The sequence below is a fragment of the Kocuria massiliensis genome (genome assembly GCF_900169715.1).
Lineage (GTDB): Bacteria > Actinomycetota > Actinomycetes > Actinomycetales > Micrococcaceae > Rothia > Rothia massiliensis.
The window spans coordinates 325,754-341,484 of the sequence record NZ_LT835161.1 but is presented as its reverse complement, the minus strand read 5'-3'; the positions used below and the strand labels follow the sequence as shown (position 1 = coordinate 341,484).

Annotated in this window: 13 protein-coding genes and 2 tRNA genes; 6 read left to right on the top strand and 9 right to left on the bottom strand. The window is 62.7% G+C overall.

The window, feature by feature from the left end:
* Together B9Y51_RS05760 and B9Y51_RS05755 are read left to right on the top strand one after the other, a co-directional pair.
* The gene (locus B9Y51_RS05760) at positions 1-675 is read left to right on the top strand and encodes an amino acid ABC transporter permease (protein ID WP_048683917.1); all 675 of its coding nucleotides are present in this window, start codon (positions 1-3) and stop codon (positions 673-675) included.
* A complete protein-coding gene (locus B9Y51_RS05755; RefSeq protein WP_085529115.1) occupies positions 668-1,405 on the top strand; it encodes an amino acid ABC transporter ATP-binding protein in 738 nt (245 codons plus the stop codon). Before B9Y51_RS05760 ends, B9Y51_RS05755 begins: the two co-directional genes overlap by 8 nt.
* A gap of 97 nt (positions 1,406-1,502) precedes the next feature.
* Here B9Y51_RS05755 and B9Y51_RS05750 read toward each other — a convergent pair whose 3' ends face one another.
* From B9Y51_RS05750 to B9Y51_RS05740, 3 genes are all read right to left on the bottom strand, one after another.
* Positions 1,503-1,730, bottom strand: coding sequence for a CstA-like transporter-associated (seleno)protein (locus B9Y51_RS05750; RefSeq protein ID WP_085529114.1), 228 nt, complete (start codon positions 1,728-1,730; stop codon positions 1,503-1,505).
* Entirely contained in the window at positions 1,727-4,015 is a 2,289-nt protein-coding gene (locus B9Y51_RS05745; RefSeq protein WP_085529113.1) for a carbon starvation CstA family protein, read from the bottom strand. Before B9Y51_RS05745 ends, B9Y51_RS05750 begins: the two co-directional genes overlap by 4 nt.
* An 86-nt stretch (positions 4,016-4,101) precedes the next feature.
* The gene (locus tag B9Y51_RS05740; protein ID WP_048683925.1) at positions 4,102-5,166 is read right to left on the bottom strand and encodes an NAD(P)H-quinone oxidoreductase; all 1,065 of its coding nucleotides are present in this window, start codon (positions 5,164-5,166) and stop codon (positions 4,102-4,104) included.
* Positions 5,167-5,278: 112 nt separating this feature from the next.
* Here B9Y51_RS05740 and B9Y51_RS05735 point away from each other — a divergent pair.
* A tRNA-Ser gene (locus B9Y51_RS05735) sits at positions 5,279-5,369 on the top strand.
* Between the two features lie 633 nt (positions 5,370-6,002).
* On the opposite strand, the gene B9Y51_RS05730 is transcribed toward B9Y51_RS05735, so the two are convergent.
* Positions 6,003-7,439 (bottom strand): FAD-dependent oxidoreductase, encoded by a 1,437-nt coding sequence (locus B9Y51_RS05730; protein ID WP_085529112.1) that lies wholly within the window; start codon positions 7,437-7,439, stop codon positions 6,003-6,005.
* A 76-nt stretch (positions 7,440-7,515) separates the two neighbouring features.
* Positions 7,516-9,489 carry an FAD/NAD(P)-binding protein gene (locus B9Y51_RS05725; protein ID WP_085529111.1) on the bottom strand — a complete coding sequence of 658 codons (1,974 nt, stop codon included), beginning with the start codon at positions 9,487-9,489 and terminating at the stop codon, positions 7,516-7,518.
* Positions 9,490-9,607: 118 nt separating this feature from the next.
* On the opposite strand from B9Y51_RS05725, the gene B9Y51_RS05720 reads away from it, so the two are divergent.
* A tRNA-Ser gene (locus B9Y51_RS05720) sits at positions 9,608-9,699 on the top strand.
* A 230-nt stretch (positions 9,700-9,929) separates the two neighbouring features.
* Positions 9,930-11,144, top strand: a complete 1,215-nt coding sequence (locus B9Y51_RS05715; RefSeq protein ID WP_085529110.1) for a glycosyltransferase — start codon at positions 9,930-9,932, stop codon at positions 11,142-11,144.
* Here the strand turns inward: B9Y51_RS05715 and B9Y51_RS05710 are convergent.
* The 4 genes from B9Y51_RS05710 to upp form a co-directional block, all read right to left on the bottom strand.
* Positions 11,101-12,324 (bottom strand): glycosyltransferase, encoded by a 1,224-nt coding sequence (locus B9Y51_RS05710; protein ID WP_158088259.1) that lies wholly within the window; start codon positions 12,322-12,324, stop codon positions 11,101-11,103. The two genes, B9Y51_RS05715 and B9Y51_RS05710, sit on opposite strands and share 44 nt — an antisense overlap.
* Positions 12,325-12,347: 23 nt before the next feature.
* Positions 12,348-12,884, bottom strand: a complete 537-nt coding sequence (locus B9Y51_RS05705; protein ID WP_085529108.1) for a SixA phosphatase family protein — start codon at positions 12,882-12,884, stop codon at positions 12,348-12,350.
* Positions 12,885-13,001: 117 nt separating this feature from the next.
* On the bottom strand, positions 13,002-13,808 hold the full coding sequence (locus B9Y51_RS05700; RefSeq protein WP_048683942.1) for a winged helix-turn-helix domain-containing protein: 807 nt from the start codon (positions 13,806-13,808) through the stop codon (positions 13,002-13,004).
* A 629-nt stretch (positions 13,809-14,437) separates the two neighbouring features.
* Positions 14,438-15,076, bottom strand: a complete 639-nt coding sequence (gene upp, locus B9Y51_RS05695) for a uracil phosphoribosyltransferase (protein WP_048684138.1) — start codon at positions 15,074-15,076, stop codon at positions 14,438-14,440.
* A gap of 30 nt (positions 15,077-15,106) precedes the next feature.
* On the opposite strand from upp, the gene tadA reads away from it, so the two are divergent.
* A complete protein-coding gene (gene tadA / locus B9Y51_RS05690; RefSeq protein ID WP_085529107.1) occupies positions 15,107-15,616 on the top strand; it encodes a tRNA adenosine(34) deaminase TadA in 510 nt (169 codons plus the stop codon).
* The last annotated feature ends 115 nt before the right edge of the window (positions 15,617-15,731 follow it).

Here is a 15,731-nt window from a genome sequence, read left to right as displayed (position 1 = left end):
ATGAATGACATTCTGAATCTCTGGGCACAGTCTCTGCCCCAGCTATTGATGGCGACCATCAAAGTCACCATCCCCTTGAGCATCATCGCGTTCATCCTTGCGTTGATCGTCGCGGTCTTGGCGACGTCGATGCGCATGGGCCGCGTCGTCGTCTTGCAGTGGATCTCGCGCTTCTACGTGTGGCTCTTCCGCGGAACGCCCATCCTGGTGCAGCTGTTCATCATCTTCTACGGGCTCCCGGCCATCGGCATCACGCTCTCGGCGTGGACCTCGGCGATTATCGCGTTCACCCTCAATACGGGTGCCTACGCTGCGGAAACGCTCCGCGCCTCCGTGCAGTCCATTCCGCGCGGGCAGTTGGAGGCAGCCAAGACCCTGAATTTCACGAGCTGGCAGACCCTTCGACACGTGATCGCCCCGCAGGCCATGCGCATTGCGCTCCCGCCGTTGGGTAACGACCTAATCGACCTCGTCAAGGGCACCTCCCTCGTCATGGTCATCACGTTGTCCGATGTGTTCCAGGTAGGCCGCCAGATCGCCGCCACGAATTTCCAGCCGCTCGCGCTGTACATGGAAGTTGCGGTCATCTACTTGGTGATCTTCACGATCCTCTCCTTCATCCAGAGCCGCGTCGAAAAGGCATCCTCGCGCTACGTCAGGAGCACCAATGCTTGAGCTAAACACCGTGTCCAAGAGCTACGGGGACAACACCGTGCTGGACGACGTCGACCTGCGCATTCGCGACGGCGAAACCACCGTGATTCTGGGCCCTTCGGGCTCCGGCAAGTCGACTCTCCTACGCATCATGGATCTGCTCGAGGTCCCCGAATCCGGTTCCCTGCGCATCAACGACGACGCCGTGACCTTCGGCGGACGCATCAGTGACGCGCAGATCCGCTCCATACGCCGTCATTCGGCGATGGTTTTTCAGGGGTACAACCTGTTCCCCAACCACACCGTGCTGAAAAACGTGGCCCTCCCGCCGGTGCTCAACGGCAAACTCTCGGCGTCAGAGGCCGACGAACGCGCGCGTCAGTTATTGGACAAGGTGGGATTGGGCGAGAGATTGTCCGAGTACCCGGACAACCTCTCGGGCGGCCAGCAGCAGCGCGTGGCCATTGCCCGCGTCTTGGCCCTGGCCCCGGATTATCTGCTCTTCGATGAGCCCACCTCGGCGTTGGATCCCGAACTCGAGGCGGAGGTCATCAAGGTCCTGGTGGACCTGGCGCACGAGAACCGCTCGCTGATAGTAGTCACGCACAATATCGCCTTCGCGCAGAAGGTCGCCGACCGAGTGATATTCCTCGACGACGGGCATATCGGTTACGACGGCGCCCCCGCCGAATTCTTCGCGTCAGATAACGAGCGCATCCGCCGTTACCTGAGCACCTTCTCGGCGATCTAGACCGTTCCCGACGCACAACAAATAGGGCGTGTGCCCGCGAGTTCTCGCGGTGCACACGCCCTATTTCCGTCCGGTCACTGGCCTGCGCTGGCGCCGTCTAGCAACACCGTGCGCCGGGATGAGATTCCTGATGGTCGGTCAGCGAACGCCAATACTGCCTCTCGCTTAGGGGCGGTTCGGTGCACCCAGAGCGCCGGTGATAATCCAGGTACCGTTCGTACTTGTCGGCCCCTAAAACACCCGAGGCAAACCGCGCGACGGCCGACGACCTCAAGCGCTCGATCACCCTGGGCTTCGGGTTTCGCTGTTCCTTGAAATCCGTCATGATGCTCGCCCCGCCGGAATGGCTTCAGGAGTTTCAGACTGGCCCGCCGAATACGCCGCCCACTCCTTTTCCAAGGCACGTTCGGCCTTTGAGGGGATGAGCCCCGAGGGCGCGTAAATGTGCGACTCGACGAACGGATCTTCGTGGTCCTGGCCGCGATGGCCCGAGAACGCGCGAACGGTCACGATCACCGCCGTCACGACCACGATCAGGGTCAACACCACAAACAAGATGGACAGCGACCCCTGAACGAAGGTATTCCGGACCACGGCTTCGATTTCGGCCGTCGATTTGGCGGTGCCGAATTTCTCGGCGCCCGAGTCCAAAGCGTCCTTGGCCGCGGAGTAATTCGCCCAGTAGCCCACCTTCGGATTGCTGGAGAAGATCTTCTGCCACGAACCCACCACGGTCACGACGACGTCAAAGGCCAGCGGGAGCACGATGATCCACAGATACTTGAAGCGCCCCTTCCGGGCCGCAATCGCGAGGCAAACCGCCAGGCCTACCGCCGCGAGCAATTGGTTGGCGATGCCGAACAACGGGTAGAAGGTATTGATTCCGCCGAGGGGATCCGTCACGCCGAGGATGAGGATCGACCCCCAGCCGAGCACCATCACCGCGGTGGTCAGCCACGCACCGGGCCGCCAGCGAGGATCGCGGAACTTCGGCATGAAGTTACCCAAGGTATCCGAGAGCATGAAGCGTGACACGCGAGTTCCGGCGTCGACGGCGGTCAGGATGAAGAGCGCCTCGAACATGATCGCGAAGTGGTACCAGAAGCTCATGAGATTCAGTGAGGGAATCATGGAGTGCATGATCCCCGCCATACCCACGGCCAAAGTGGGTGCGCCGCCGGTTCGCGAAACGATGGTGGTTTCGCCCACGCCCTGCGCCGTCGCACTGAGCTGATCCGGCGAGACGTCCACGCCCGTTAGGCCGAGGGAGTTCACGAAAGCCGCGGCACCCTCGATGGTTCCGCCGGTGGATCCGGGACCGGAATTCATGGCGAAGTAGATGCCGCGGTCCACGGTGATGGCGGCAACCAACGCCATGATGGCCACGAAAGATTCCATGCACATGCCGCCGTAGCCGATGAACCGTGCCTGACGTTCCTTCTCGACCATCTTGGGGGTGGTTCCGGAGGCGATCAACGCGTGGAATCCGGAGAGGGCGCCGCAAGCAATCGTGACAAACAGGAACGGGAAGAGAGACCCGGAGAACACCGGTCCGTCCGAGCGGGAGGCAAATTCGCTGAAGGCCGGGACGGAGATCTCCGGGCGAACCACGATGATTCCGACGGCCAAGAGGATGATGGTGCCGACCTTCATGAAGGTCGAGAGGTAGTCCCGAGGGGCCAGCAAGAGCCAGACGGGCAGGACCGCGGCGATGAAACCGTAGATGATGACGAACCATGCCAGCGTCACGCGGTCCAGGGTGAACAGCTGCGCACCCAACTCGGATTGGCCAACCCAACCGCCGACGATGATCGCGGCCATCAGCAAGACGAAACCGATGAGGGAAATCTCCATGACCTTACCGGGCCGGATATACCGCAGGTAGACACCCATGAAAAGGGCGATCGGAATCGTCATACCGACGGAGAACACGCCCCACGGCGACTCACCGAGCGCGTTGACGACCACCAGCGCGAGGATCGCGGTAATGATGATCATGATGGCGAGCGTCGCGATGATGGCCGCATACCCGCCGACGACGCCGAGTTCCTCGCGGGCCATCTGTCCCAGTGAGCGTCCCCCGCGACGCATCGAGAAGAACAGCACCAGGTAATCCTGGACTGCGCCGGCGAGAATCACGCCGGCAATAATCCAGATGGTTCCGGGCAGGTACCCCATTTGAGCGGCGAGCACCGGCCCCACCAAGGGACCCGCCCCAGCGATCGCGGCGAAGTGGTGCCCATACAAGACCCGACGGTCTGTGGGCATGTAGTCCTTGCCGTCTTCGTTGTACTCGGCGGGGGTGGCCCGTCGGTCGTCGGGCTTCAGGAGTTTGCGCTCGATGTACTTCGAGTAAAAGCGGTAGGCGATGAAATAGCTGCACACCGCCGCGAACACGAACCAGATGCCGTTGACGGTTTCCCCGCGCACGAGCGCGACCATGACCCAGCTGAATCCGCCCACGAGCGCAATCAGGATCCAGACCAGGACCTTTTTCCACGTCCACGTGGAATGTTCTTTCTCCAGAACGTCGGGGTCAACGTGATTTGCCGGCTCCTCGACCTTGGGTCTGGTCGGGGAGCCGGCCGCGTTGGCAGGTGTGCTGCTCATCGTGAGCCTCCAATGCCTCGGTGATGTGAGTGAAAATGCGATTCAAATCATCATGACATATGAGGAGGGACACTAATTGAACTATTTCAGCTCATCACCACCACGGTTTTGCCGCGTTGCTCGGGTGAATCGAAGTATTCGTGGGCGGCAGGAACGTCGTCGAAAGCAAAGCGCTTTTCCACGGCCGGATTGATCAGCCCGTCGGTGATCAGCCGCCATACCGTACCCGCCATCAGCCGCAAGATCTCGCCCTTTTTCTCCGAGGTGCGGGCCCGAAGAGTGGTCCCGCGAACCGTCGCCCGCTTGCTCATGAGGGCGGCCAAATCCATATTTCCGTGGCGTCCGCCCTGCACCGCGATCACGGTCAGCAACCCATTGAGGCTGAGCGAGGCCACGTTGCTTTCAAGGTATTCGCCGCCGACGACATCGAGAATCGCCCGAACTCCCTCGCCGTTGGTCTTTTCCTGGATGACTTCGGCGAAGTCCTGCTCGCGATAGTTAATGACCACGGCCCGGCCCAGCGTGCGCGGGGCGTTCTTGGCCGCGTTGGCCTCGTCTTGCCGGGCGAGGAGGTTCTCGACCCACTCGACCTTTTCCGCACTGCCCACGGTGGTGAACACGTGATAACCGAGGGCCCGGCACAGTTGGACGGCGTGTGCGCCGATGCCGCCGGTCCCGCCGTGAATGAGTACCGACTGTTCGCCGTCGCGCTTTTGAGGCCCATCCGGGTTGAGTCCGCCGGGGCCGAAGAGGTTCGACCACACGGTCGCCGCAACCTCGGGCAAAGCCGCGGCCTCCTCCAATTCGATATTGGCCGGCGCTGGGAGCACCTGCGCCTGGTCCACGACGACTTGCTCGGCATATCCGCCCCCAGCCAAGAGAGCCACGACCTTCTGCCCCTCCTTGAGGAACGATGTACGAGCGGCTTCCTCACCCAGCGTGCGGATCGTCCCCGAGACTTCCAGGCCATAAATAGTGGATGCCCCTTCCGGAACGGGGTACTTCCCCTGACGCTGCATGGCGTCGGCCCGGTTCAGCCCGGCGGCGACGACGTCGATCAACACATCCTGCGGCCCCAATTCAGGGGTCGACACCTCCGAAGCCGTCAGGACCTCGGGCCCGCCGTGCTCGCTTTCAACGAATGCCTTCATGCGTCACCTTTCATCGTGAGGTCTACGCCTTAGACAAGGCATAGGACCGAGCGGTAAGATCTACAATCGTGCTCAGGGAGCATCCCCAGTCTAGGGATGTCCCCTCTGACGAGGAAGCTTGTCCGAGCGGCCGAAGGAGCCGGTCTTGAAAACCGGTGTGCGGTAACCCCGTACCATGGGTTCAAATCCCATAGCTTCCGCCAACGTTGAGGCCCCCGGATCCCTGATGTTTCAGGGGCCCGGGGGGTCTTTTTGTGTTCAGGGGCGGCCAGATTCGGGGTGGGGGCGACCAGATGCGGGGGGGGTAGGGGCGGCGGTTATCCGTTTCGGTGGCGTTAGCCCGTTTCGGCGGTAGCGGCCCCATCCAGTGGCGGGTGCCTCGCTCGACGGTGGCGCTTACCCGATTCGGCGGCGGTTACCCGATTCGGCGGCGGTTACCCAATTCGGAGGGGCCCACCGCTATTAGGTGACGGTTAAAGCACCACCTAACAGCGGTAGACGCCGCCAAAGGCGGGAAACCACCACCGAACGACGTCGCCCAGCCACCCGCCAAACGCGGGTAAACGCCACGGTAGCCGGGCAACCCCCACTAAAGAGCCGCTTCCCGTCAACGACCGGCGCGGGCCAACGCCACATAACCCGGGAAACCGCCCCCTGAGAGCCGCTTCCCGCCAACGAACAACGCGGGCAAACACCACATCACAAGGGAAACCCCCACCAGATAGCCGCTTCCCGCAACTAAGCAGCCGGGAACCGCCACCCAATAGCCGGTTTCCCACCAAAGACCCCGTTTGCCCGCTCGGTTCGCGGGGCGGGGCCCCGACGTCGTCGGCAAGTTAGATCTGCTGGAGCAGACCGTTGAACCCTTCGGTCGTCGACGGGTGGGTGTAGATTGCGTCGCGCAATGCGGTGTAGGGCAACTGGAGCTTCATGGCGAGGGTCACCGTGTTGATCACTTCCTGGGCATCGATGCAGAACAACGTGGCACCCAGGATCTGTTCGGTCTTCCGATCCACGACCACCTGCAGGTATCCACGCGCCTCGGCGACGGCCTTCGGGCGGGGCATCACGGCGATATCCGCGACCTTGGCCCGCGCGACGGCGACATCCCACCCTTCTGATTCAGCCTTTTGACGGGCGTCCTTTTCGGAGAGGCCAACCCGGGCAAACGGCGGTGTCAGGAACGTGCAGTTGGGAACCGGCCCGCGATTCGCCAGTGAACGGCCCGATTCCCCCTTGCCGGCCAGCAGCTGATCCTTGACGATGCGGTGGTCGTCGTAGGACACAAAGGTGAACTGCGGTCCGCCGTTGACGTCGCCCACCGCCCACACGTTTTTCGCGCTGGTGCGCAGGAAGTCGTCGACGACGATGCCGCGCGGACCCGACTCCACGCCCGCTGCTTCCAGGCCCAAGCCCTCCGTCCGCGGCACTCGACCGATGGAGATCAGCAACGCATCGACCTCGAGAGCCTGTGCTTCGCCGTCGACGTCCAGGTTGAGCGTGAGCGGCGCCTCCGTGGACTGCGGGGCATCAACCGACGTCAGCGACGTGCCGAACAGGAACCGCACGCCATTTTGCGTCAAGACCTCTTCGATGGCTTCGGAGGCTTCCGAATCTTCGTGCGGAACCAGGCGGTCCTTGCCGTTGAGAACCGTGACCTCTGAGCCGAACTTCGCGTACATATTCGCCAGTTCCAGGCCAATGAAACCGGCGCCCAGCACGGCCATCCGGCGCGGTAACGCGTCGCGGTCGATCAATTCGGTGCTGAACAGCACGCGAGGATCCTCCACCGGGTTCTCCGGCAGGCCATCGATGGTGGGGACTCGCGGCGTGGCTCCCGTATTGATGATGACGTTCTCGCCGGTGACCTCCAGCTCGTCGGTTCCCGCAGTGACCTTGATACGACGTTCGCCCACAAATTCCGCGCGGCCGTCGATGACCACGGCCCCAGGCTTCTCGACCATGGCGAGGTTTGCGGCATTCATCTTCTTCCGGAGCGCTTTCTTCCGCGCCATGGCCGAGGAGTAGTCGTCTGGGCCGGTCGCGGATCCTGGGGCCACTGCGGAGTGAAGATCAGCGTCGTGCAGCAAAGTTTTCGTGGGGACGCAACCAATGTTGATGCAGGTGCCGCCGTACATGGCCGGGGATTCCTCGATGAGCGCGACGCTACGGCCCGCATTCGCCAAGCCCATCGCCAAGGTCTTGCCCGCCTTCCCAAACCCAATGACGACCGTGTCAAAGTGGGTAGATTCGACCTGATCCAGAGTAGTCATGCGATGTTCCCTTCAAACTTGGTACGGACTGCACATTCACGCAACGCTCCGAGAATCGATATGATTCCGGTCGCCGTCACTCGAGTATCGATGCCACGATGTCGTTGGAATCCGCCACGGTGCCGGAACCGAATTCCAGCGTCGCGTCGGCCTCGGCGGCAATCGCGGTGCCCCACTGCACGGAGGAAAGCTGCAGGCCTAGCACGTAGATTCCCGCGGCTTCCTCACCGGATGCTGACACGAGCCGATAGGGCGGCGGCGTCACCTCAAGCCCCTTGGAAGGCACCGGAGCGGGAGCATCCGAGAAGTGCATCTGGTGCGGACGGGCCAGTCCATCCTCGAAGAGCCGCCCAATCAACGGTGACGTGCTGACGCGGACGTCGTTGGCGGGGGCAAGCGCCTCCACCAGCCAGTCCGAATGCACCGGTTCGTCACGCACCCACGGGGACGAGGCGATGAAGCACCCTTCCTCGTCGTCGGCACGGAAGACGGGGTCCGGCCCGAGGAACCGCAACACTCCGGCCCTGGCGAGAGCCGCCATCTGCTGAATGCGCAACGCCGGCGGTCCGGAGGCGAGCCCGTCCACGAGGCTCCCGAACCTCCTTTCTAAGCCGCGCACCCAGGATTCATCCGAAATTCCCCGGTCTCGCACGGCATACTTCACGACGGCGCGCGCTTGATTCAAGGAACCGATGGCCATCTTCAACGGGCTGTCTTCTCCACGAATCGAAGCGGACACGTCACGATCCAGGAAGTGAACCAGCGCGGCCGCGTACTCTTCGTGGCTCTCGAAGCTCTCTCCTTCAAAGGGACGGGTCAACCGCTCCGGCGTCAGAATCCGGTTGCGGGGAATGCGTTCCGAAACGAGCCGATCCATCTGGTTCCACCAGGTGACGTGATCGACGTCGGACAGTATCTCGTCCACGCGATCCAAGAATTCGGCCGGGTCCCCCGAAATGTCGTCTGGACTCACGCGGACGAGAGTCTTGTAGTAATTCCACTGGGCGTCGCGACGGATCAGCGGCCAATAATCGACCTCGAAGTCCACGAGGCGACCCTCAGCCCAGGCCCTCTCCTGGGTTCGATCGACGTAGGCGCGCGTGAAGAATCGGTTCTCGGTGGATTTCGGGTAATAGGTTTCGAGGAGGGCTTTGGCACGGTAAGGGGTCCCGCGTCGAGAGCCGACCCACACCTTCGGCTCACGACCGCTGGGTCGATAGATGAGCCGTTCCGAATTCTCAGAGTCGGGCTCAAAGGTTCCGCCGCGGCCCTCCGTGAGTTGGGCCAAGACATCGTGGAAATTCAGCCCCATGCCGCGCACCAAGATGTTCCGGCCGGCAGGCAAGCCTTCCCAGCGGACATCGGCGGGAACGGCCGGAGGCCAATAATGCAGTCCGCGACTTTCGGCGAATTCCATGAGATCGCGCTGGTCGTCCCGGAGGCGGGCGTCGGTGTGTCCCAAGGCCAGCACCACGGAATGCGCGGCCAAGAGGACGCCGTCGCCGAGCTCCACCTGATAGGGCCTGCTGGATTCCGAGTCGGCGGTGGTGACCCGGACGGCCTCCTGGGCATAGGTGGTCAACCGAACATTGCGCGGCAGCCCGGAACGCAGCCGGGCGAAGACATCCGTCAGGTAGGTTCCGTACAACTTGCGGGAGGGGAACCCAGTTCTGGTGAGTTCCCGCACTTCGGCCAGATCTTCATCGGAGAGCCCGATGTACGGGAAGGACGGGTCGTCCGCGACGCCGCGTCGCCATGCCTCAAAGGTCAGGCCGCTGATCTCGGGGATGGGCTCGGGATAAGAACTCCCCGCCGTCTTCACCGTGGCGTCCGAAGGAATCACCGTGGGAAAGAACGACGGCGTATTCATCAAGAACAGTCGGGACTGATCGGTCCGCCAAACGTGCCCGGCACCGGGAGGGAACGGGTCCACCAGGTGGATGTCGAGGATCTTGTGGGGGTGAGATGCTGCGTGCGCCGCGATCCTCTCCACGATCGAGAGACCACGGGGACCCGCGCCAATCACCACGATTCGATGTGTTCTTCCCATGATTACCAGAGTACTGCCCCGGCTCGCGGAGGGCCTTTTGACCCGGGACGCCGATTATCGCTAAGCTAATAAGGCTGTTATGCGCCGGTCCGTGTTTCGGACGCGCGAATATCAGCGAGGAGACGTGCCAGAGCGGCCGAATGGACTTCACTGCTAATGAAGGGTCGGGGTTAAACTCGACCGGGGGTTCAAATCCCCCCGTCTCCGCCAATGTGACCCCCTAGGTTTTCGGATGTCCGAGGCCCTAGGGGGTTTTTCATTCCCACCTGCCCGGCGGTCCTCTCGGGACTCCCCACGAGGCGAAGCCTCTGCCGCCGAAAGAATCCTCTAAAATCGGGGAACAGGACGGCGGCGTCCCCTCAGATCCTCCACCGACGCCCGGTCCCCTTGCACTGAACCCGTGCCACTAGGCCTGGACCTGACTCCGGAGGTAGGAACACGTGACGTCACGCGTAGCCGGAATCTATTCACCCCTCCTGAGCTCGGGAGGAGGTGCAGAGGCGACCGTCCTCCGCGCCGCCCAGGCGCTCGACGGTGAAGGTCACAGAGTCATCGTCTTTTCTCCGGGCGACGTCGACCGCGAGCGCCTCGAACGCCATTTCGGGACGACCCTGGCCAGGATCCAGTTCGTTACTCTGCCCGACGAATCAGCGCGGTGGGCTTCATTGCCGGTGGCGATTCGTCAGGCCCTCCTCGACCACCGGCGCACACGTTTTCTCCGCTCTTTCCGCCTCGGGCTGTTCGTCAACGCGACCTTCAAGAGCAATATCCCCGGCGTCGGGGCCCACAACGTCTACTACACCCATTTTCCGCACCATCTTCGTGCGGCCTCGAACCAGCGGGTGCGATCCGCGTACTTGCGGTCGGTGAATGTGGGGCGGCGACTTGCGCTCCACCCCGGGCAGTCCACTGTGATGGACACGTACGATGTCGTCCTGGCCAATTCCGAATTTACGCAGCGGAATATCGCCGCACGGTGGGGGCGCGACGCCCGCGTGGTATACCCGCCGTGTGAGATTCCGGAGACCCTGAGCAAGGAGCCTCGCGACAAAACCATCGTGACCCTGGGACGTTTTCAGCCCGGCTCCCCCGGTATTCCGCACAAGAGTCAAGCGACCATGATTCGCACCTTCCGGGAGATGCCGGATCTGCACCACGCCGGGTGGCGGCTCGTCCTCGTGGGCGCGCTCGGGGACGACGACGCGAGCCAGGACTTCTTCCGCGCCCTCATCGACTGTGCCGCTGACTCCCCGGTGGAGTTTCACCCGAATGCTTCACGCATAGAACTCGAGCGCACGTTGAGCGGCGCCTCCCTGTACTGGCACGCGCAAGGCGTGGACGGGGACCCTGTGCGGCACCCGGAAACCCAAGAGCATTTTGGGATTGCGGTGGTCGAGGCGATGGCTCACGGGCTCGTGCCGCTCGTTTACGGGTCGGCCGGTCCCCATGAAATTGTTTCTCGCCTCGACCCGGCGCTTTCGTGGCAGAGCACCGAAGACCTCAAGGCCATCACACGCGACGTCATCGACGGCGGTCAACGGTTCCATTCCGCCGTCGAAACCTACCGGGCGGCGAGGTTCTTTTCGGCGGAACGCTTCGATCGCGACTTTCTCACGGCCTGCGACGTCGATCCATCGCTTCGTACGCGCCCGTGACGATTTCTCCCCACTGGCGCACGAGGTTTTCCGGGAAGAATTGGCTAGCCACCGACTGCGCCTGGTGGCCCATCTCTCGGAGTTGTTCGGGGCGGCGCAGAGAATCCGCGAGGGCCTGGGCGAAGCGGTCTTCCGTCATCGGACTCACCAGAACGCCGGCCCCTTCCGGCAGCAATCCACGCACGCCAGGTGAGCAGTCGAAGGCCACCGTAGGAACTCCGGCCCGACCAGCCTCGATGATGGTCATCCCGAATCCTTCGTCCCGGCACGTCACGAGGTTGACCCTGGCGGTTTCGTAAGCCGCCTCGACGTCCTCGGTGGGCCCCTCCAGAACCACGCGATGGCCAACATTGGATTCGCGGATCTGCCGTTCCAACGCCGTCCGCTCCGGGCCGTCACCGTAAATCCGGAGCTTCCAGTGGGCCAGATCCGGGGCCTCCGTCACCTGGGCGAAGACGCGAATCATCAGGTCGAAGAGCTTCTCGTCCACGTATCTCCCGAGCGCGACGGCCTCCGGGCGGTCGTGTGCCGAGGTGCGATCCGTGGGACGGATGGGGTTTCCCACAGCCCAGGTCGGGGCATCGATGATGTGCGCGAAGAGCTCGGCGTCGCCGGCGGACAGCGCGGTGAATGCATCGAGGCCTTCACCGAATTGCCCCTCGACCATCTCCCGGAGGTTCGGCTCCACGTCCAGGCTCTCGAACTGCGCGTGATGCTGACCGATGACCGGAAATTGTCGGCCCCGCAACGATATCCCCAGGCCGTCCAACGCCAACGACGCCGCAGCGTGCGTCACGACGACGACGGTCTCGGGGCCCAAAGCATCGAAATACGCCGCGGCCCGACGTGCCACGCGGTGTCGGTCCCATCGTTTCAAGGGCAATCGCGCGGCACCGGCTGCCCGCGCCGGAATGCTGTGGCCTTCCCCGCGCACCAACGGCCGGAAATGCAAATCTTCCCGTTCAAAGACGGTCGTGGTGGGGATCTTGGGGGTGCGCGTTCCCGGTTTGACCGACACGTGCTCCACGTCCAGCCCGGCTTCTTGGAGCGCCAGGCTCAGCGTCTCGGTGGAAACGGCTCCTCCGCTAAGTTCGGGAATGCGGTGGCAGACGAAGACGACGCGTCGGCACCTCTCCGGCCACGCACGCAACTCTGCGGCGACCTCCTCGGGCTGAGCCATGTCTTCAGGTCCTTTCGGAGGCGTCATGGGTTCGTGACGAAGGCGCGCAAGACGGCGTCGGCGCCATCCAGGGCGGCCCACGGCTTATCCAGGGTCAGCACGGCGAGTCCTGCGGGTGGAAACCCGGAGGAGGCGTCCATGACGGCGTCGTAATCGGATTCGCGCGATGCCAAGTGGAGCACCGACTCCTGGACTGCGGGGAAATGCGAAATGACTAGGAGGGACTGAACCGTCTCAGGGGTCCTGCCGATCACCGACAATAAGTCGCGCGTCGGAGGGTTATAGAGCCGGTTCTCCAGGCTCGCGGTCGGCGCCTTCTCCCCCAGCGCGTCGCACACCCACGTGCACGTTTGGCGCGTTCGCAAAGCAGAGGACGAGGCAATCATCTCGGGCACGACGGATTGCTCGACCATCCACTGGCCCACCTTCGGCGCGGTCGCGTGGCCGCCTCGGGTCAGGGGGCGGTCAAAATCGCTGGTCCCCCAGGGCGGCTCGGCCTCGGCATGCCTCATAATCATGAGAATCTTGGCCTGGGAACGTGGGTCGATCAGGGGGCTCATGGTCTTCAGTCTACAAACGTGGAGTCAGCACGATGCCGCTTTAACGCAACAAGCCGGCCGGCCTCACTCGTAGACCGACCGGCTGTGCGGGGCACGCTCACGGCGCGCCGACTACCACTAGATGGAATACTCTGGGGCCGCCCAAACGACGACCTCCGGGTGCTCGTAAAAACGGTAGCCCTGGCCGCGCACGGTACGTACCGTGTTGGACAACCGGCCCAATTTGGAACGCAACCGACGAATGTGGACGTCGATCGTGCGCTCATTGGGGGTTTCGTCCGCGTCGCGCCACAACGACTCCAAGAGCTCTTCGCGTCCCGCGGTCCGGCTGGAATTCTCGACGAGGTAGTTCAACAACTCGAATTCCTTGTACGTCAGGTTCAAGACCTCGCCATCGAGGAATACCTCGCGGCGTGACAGGTCGATCAAGACGCCGGCCGGTTGATTCGGCTTGGATTCGGAGCTGGGCATGTGCCCCAATGGGGAGGCTTCGCCCTGGGTCTTGGGAGCGGTGGGATCCCCCAAAGCATCGCGAACGACGTCGAGGTCGCTCCCTTCTGCGCCGGCAGGAGCGATGGCCACGGCGGCGTAGGACTCCGCCTGCGGAACCAGGGTCTGGGCGTAGGAACGAATATCCTGCACCATCCGAACCAAGGACGTGCCGTTCTGGGCGGCGACTTCTTCGCTGAGGCCGATGTACAGCACAAAGCCACGGGCTTCGTTATCCGTGGTGACCGGCCGCACGGTGGTTCCGTTCTCGGCATGATGGGGCGTGGCGGCGGGACTCATAGTGCGCAATGAACGATAATCCGTAGGTTCTCCCACGGCACCGCGGCCGGTAACGGCGGCCTGACGCATCGCGGGATTGGTCCCGTTCGCTCGATTCCGCTGCGAGATGTGCACATACCCGGGTACGCCTGGCATAAGATCCCCGTTTCTCCACAAACTAGAACCACGGCTTCGACCGTGGTGATGGCCCGGCCGCGGCGAGTCACACGGCCGTGCGAGCCACGACCGAACCTCCGCCATAGGATCATGCGTTCATTCCGGTTGGCGCGGACCCGCCGTTCCATGCTCTCCCGATTCACAGGTTCCCGCAAGTAACAATCGTGCGAAGCGTCCACATAATAAGACTAATCGTCTCAAATATGCACAGATACGGAGATTGCCTGCATATTGACACCCCGCCTGAATCGAAGAGATTCCCGACTTTCCCCCAGAATCGGGCCAGTCCGCCGGCATTCACCAGGCGAGGAAATTTCTACAAGCACATTCACCACCCAATGTCAATATGTTCTGAACGCATATTTTTGGGGTCCCTCAGACACCCAGGACTTCCCCAGGAAACCGGGGTTTGTCAGAACAAAACTCCCGAGTACGAATTCCGGCCCAGCCGGCACCAACCCGTTTGTTCGCATAGCGCAATCACACGAAGCCCACCGAGAGCACGCAAAAGCCCCTCTGGCCAGCACCGAAGTGCGCCAGAGGGGCTCCCAAGAGTCGGCGTGCCAACTCATGGTCAGTGGTATTTGTCACACCATGCTCGGATGGGGCTAATCAACGACGCCGTACAGCCGATCGCCTGCATCGCCCAAGCCCGGCACGATGTACGCGTTCTCGTCCAATTTCTCGTCGCGTGCGGCCAGAAAAACGTCCACGTTCTCCATGCCTTCCACGCCTCGCTCGAGTGCGGCAAGACCTTCCGGTGCACCCAAAATGCACAGGCACGTGATCTGATCGGCTCCGCGGTTCCGCAAGAACTTAATGGCCTCGATCAGCGTGCCGCCGGTGGCCAGCATCGGGTCCAGGACATACACCTGACGTCCGGTCAGATCGTCGGGCAACCGTTCCGCATAGGTCACGATATCCAGAGTCTTTTCATGCCGGGCCATGCCCAGAAAGCCCACCTCCGCGGTGGGAATCAGACGAGTCATGCCTTCGAGCATGCCGAGTCCGGCACGCAAAATGGGCACGACGAGCGGCCGCGGCTTGGCGATCACGGACCCCTCGGCTTGAGCCACCGGCGTCTGCACGGTCTTGGGCTCCACGCGGATCTTTCGAGTGGCCTCATAAGCCAAGAGGGTCACCAACTCATCGACCAACTGGCGAAACTGTGGTGAGGTAGTTTCACGATCCCGCAAAACGGTGATCTTGTGGGTAACCAAAGGGTGATCCAGAATCTTGACTCGCATGGCTCCCAAACTACCGCAGAGAATGTATCCATGACGCACTTTCCACAGCTCCACGACAAGTGGATGGGATTGGCCCTGGCCGAGGCCCGAAAAACGGAAGCCTCCGCAGATGTACCCATCGGCGCAATCGTCGTGGATTCGACGGGCCAGATCGTGGGGCGTGGATATAACCGCCGTGAGGCCGACGGCGACCCCGTGGCCCACGCTGAAGTCATTGCCCTTCGCGAAGCCGCCGCCCATTTGGGCCGGTGGCGCCTGGATGACTGCACGCTCGTCGTCACCCTCGAACCGTGCACGATGTGCGCCGGGGCGACCCTGCTCGCTCGCATCCCTCGCCTGGTCATGGGCGCGTGGGACGAAAAGGCAGGGGCCGTAGGCTCGGTGTTTGATGTTCTGCGCGAACGACGTCTCAACCACTGGGTCGAGGTATTTCCTGAGGTCCGGGCCGCGGAATGCGCTTCGATCCTTCGTGAGTTTTTCGCAGGCCAACGCGATCTCCAAAACACCGAGTGGAAGGGTGCAAAGAATCACAAGGCGTAGGCCCCTCCGCCACTAGAACTGACCGGTCAGTTCAACTAAGGTCGACAACGTCCTCCCATAGCCCCGTGGGCCTCCTGCACGTTCCGTCACGTGAACACTCAGTCCCTTTTGGGCG

Bases quoted from the DNA above. Each gene is read 5' to 3' on its own strand.
- B9Y51_RS05760 (WP_048683917.1), top strand. From the start codon at position 1: ATGAATGACATTCTGAATCTCTGGGCACAGTCTCTGCCCCAGCTATTG.
- B9Y51_RS05755 (WP_085529115.1), top strand. From the start codon at position 668: ATGCTTGAGCTAAACACCGTGTCCAAGAGCTACGGGGACAACACCGTG.
- B9Y51_RS05750 (WP_085529114.1), bottom strand. From the start codon at position 1,730: ATGACGGATTTCAAGGAACAGCGAAACCCGAAGCCCAGGGTGATCGAG.
- B9Y51_RS05745 (WP_085529113.1), bottom strand. From the start codon at position 4,015: ATGAGCAGCACACCTGCCAACGCGGCCGGCTCCCCGACCAGACCCAAG.
- B9Y51_RS05740 (WP_048683925.1), bottom strand. From the start codon at position 5,166: ATGAAGGCATTCGTTGAAAGCGAGCACGGCGGGCCCGAGGTCCTGACG.
- B9Y51_RS05730 (WP_085529112.1), bottom strand. From the start codon at position 7,439: ATGACTACTCTGGATCAGGTCGAATCTACCCACTTTGACACGGTCGTC.
- B9Y51_RS05725 (WP_085529111.1), bottom strand. From the start codon at position 9,489: ATGGGAAGAACACATCGAATCGTGGTGATTGGCGCGGGTCCCCGTGGT.
- B9Y51_RS05710 (WP_158088259.1), bottom strand. From the start codon at position 12,324: ATGGCTCAGCCCGAGGAGGTCGCCGCAGAGTTGCGTGCGTGGCCGGAG.
- B9Y51_RS05705 (WP_085529108.1), bottom strand. From the start codon at position 12,884: ATGAGCCCCCTGATCGACCCACGTTCCCAGGCCAAGATTCTCATGATT.
- B9Y51_RS05700 (WP_048683942.1), bottom strand. From the start codon at position 13,808: ATGCCAGGCGTACCCGGGTATGTGCACATCTCGCAGCGGAATCGAGCG.
- upp (WP_048684138.1), bottom strand. From the start codon at position 15,076: ATGCGAGTCAAGATTCTGGATCACCCTTTGGTTACCCACAAGATCACC.
- tadA (WP_085529107.1), top strand. From the start codon at position 15,107: ATGACGCACTTTCCACAGCTCCACGACAAGTGGATGGGATTGGCCCTG.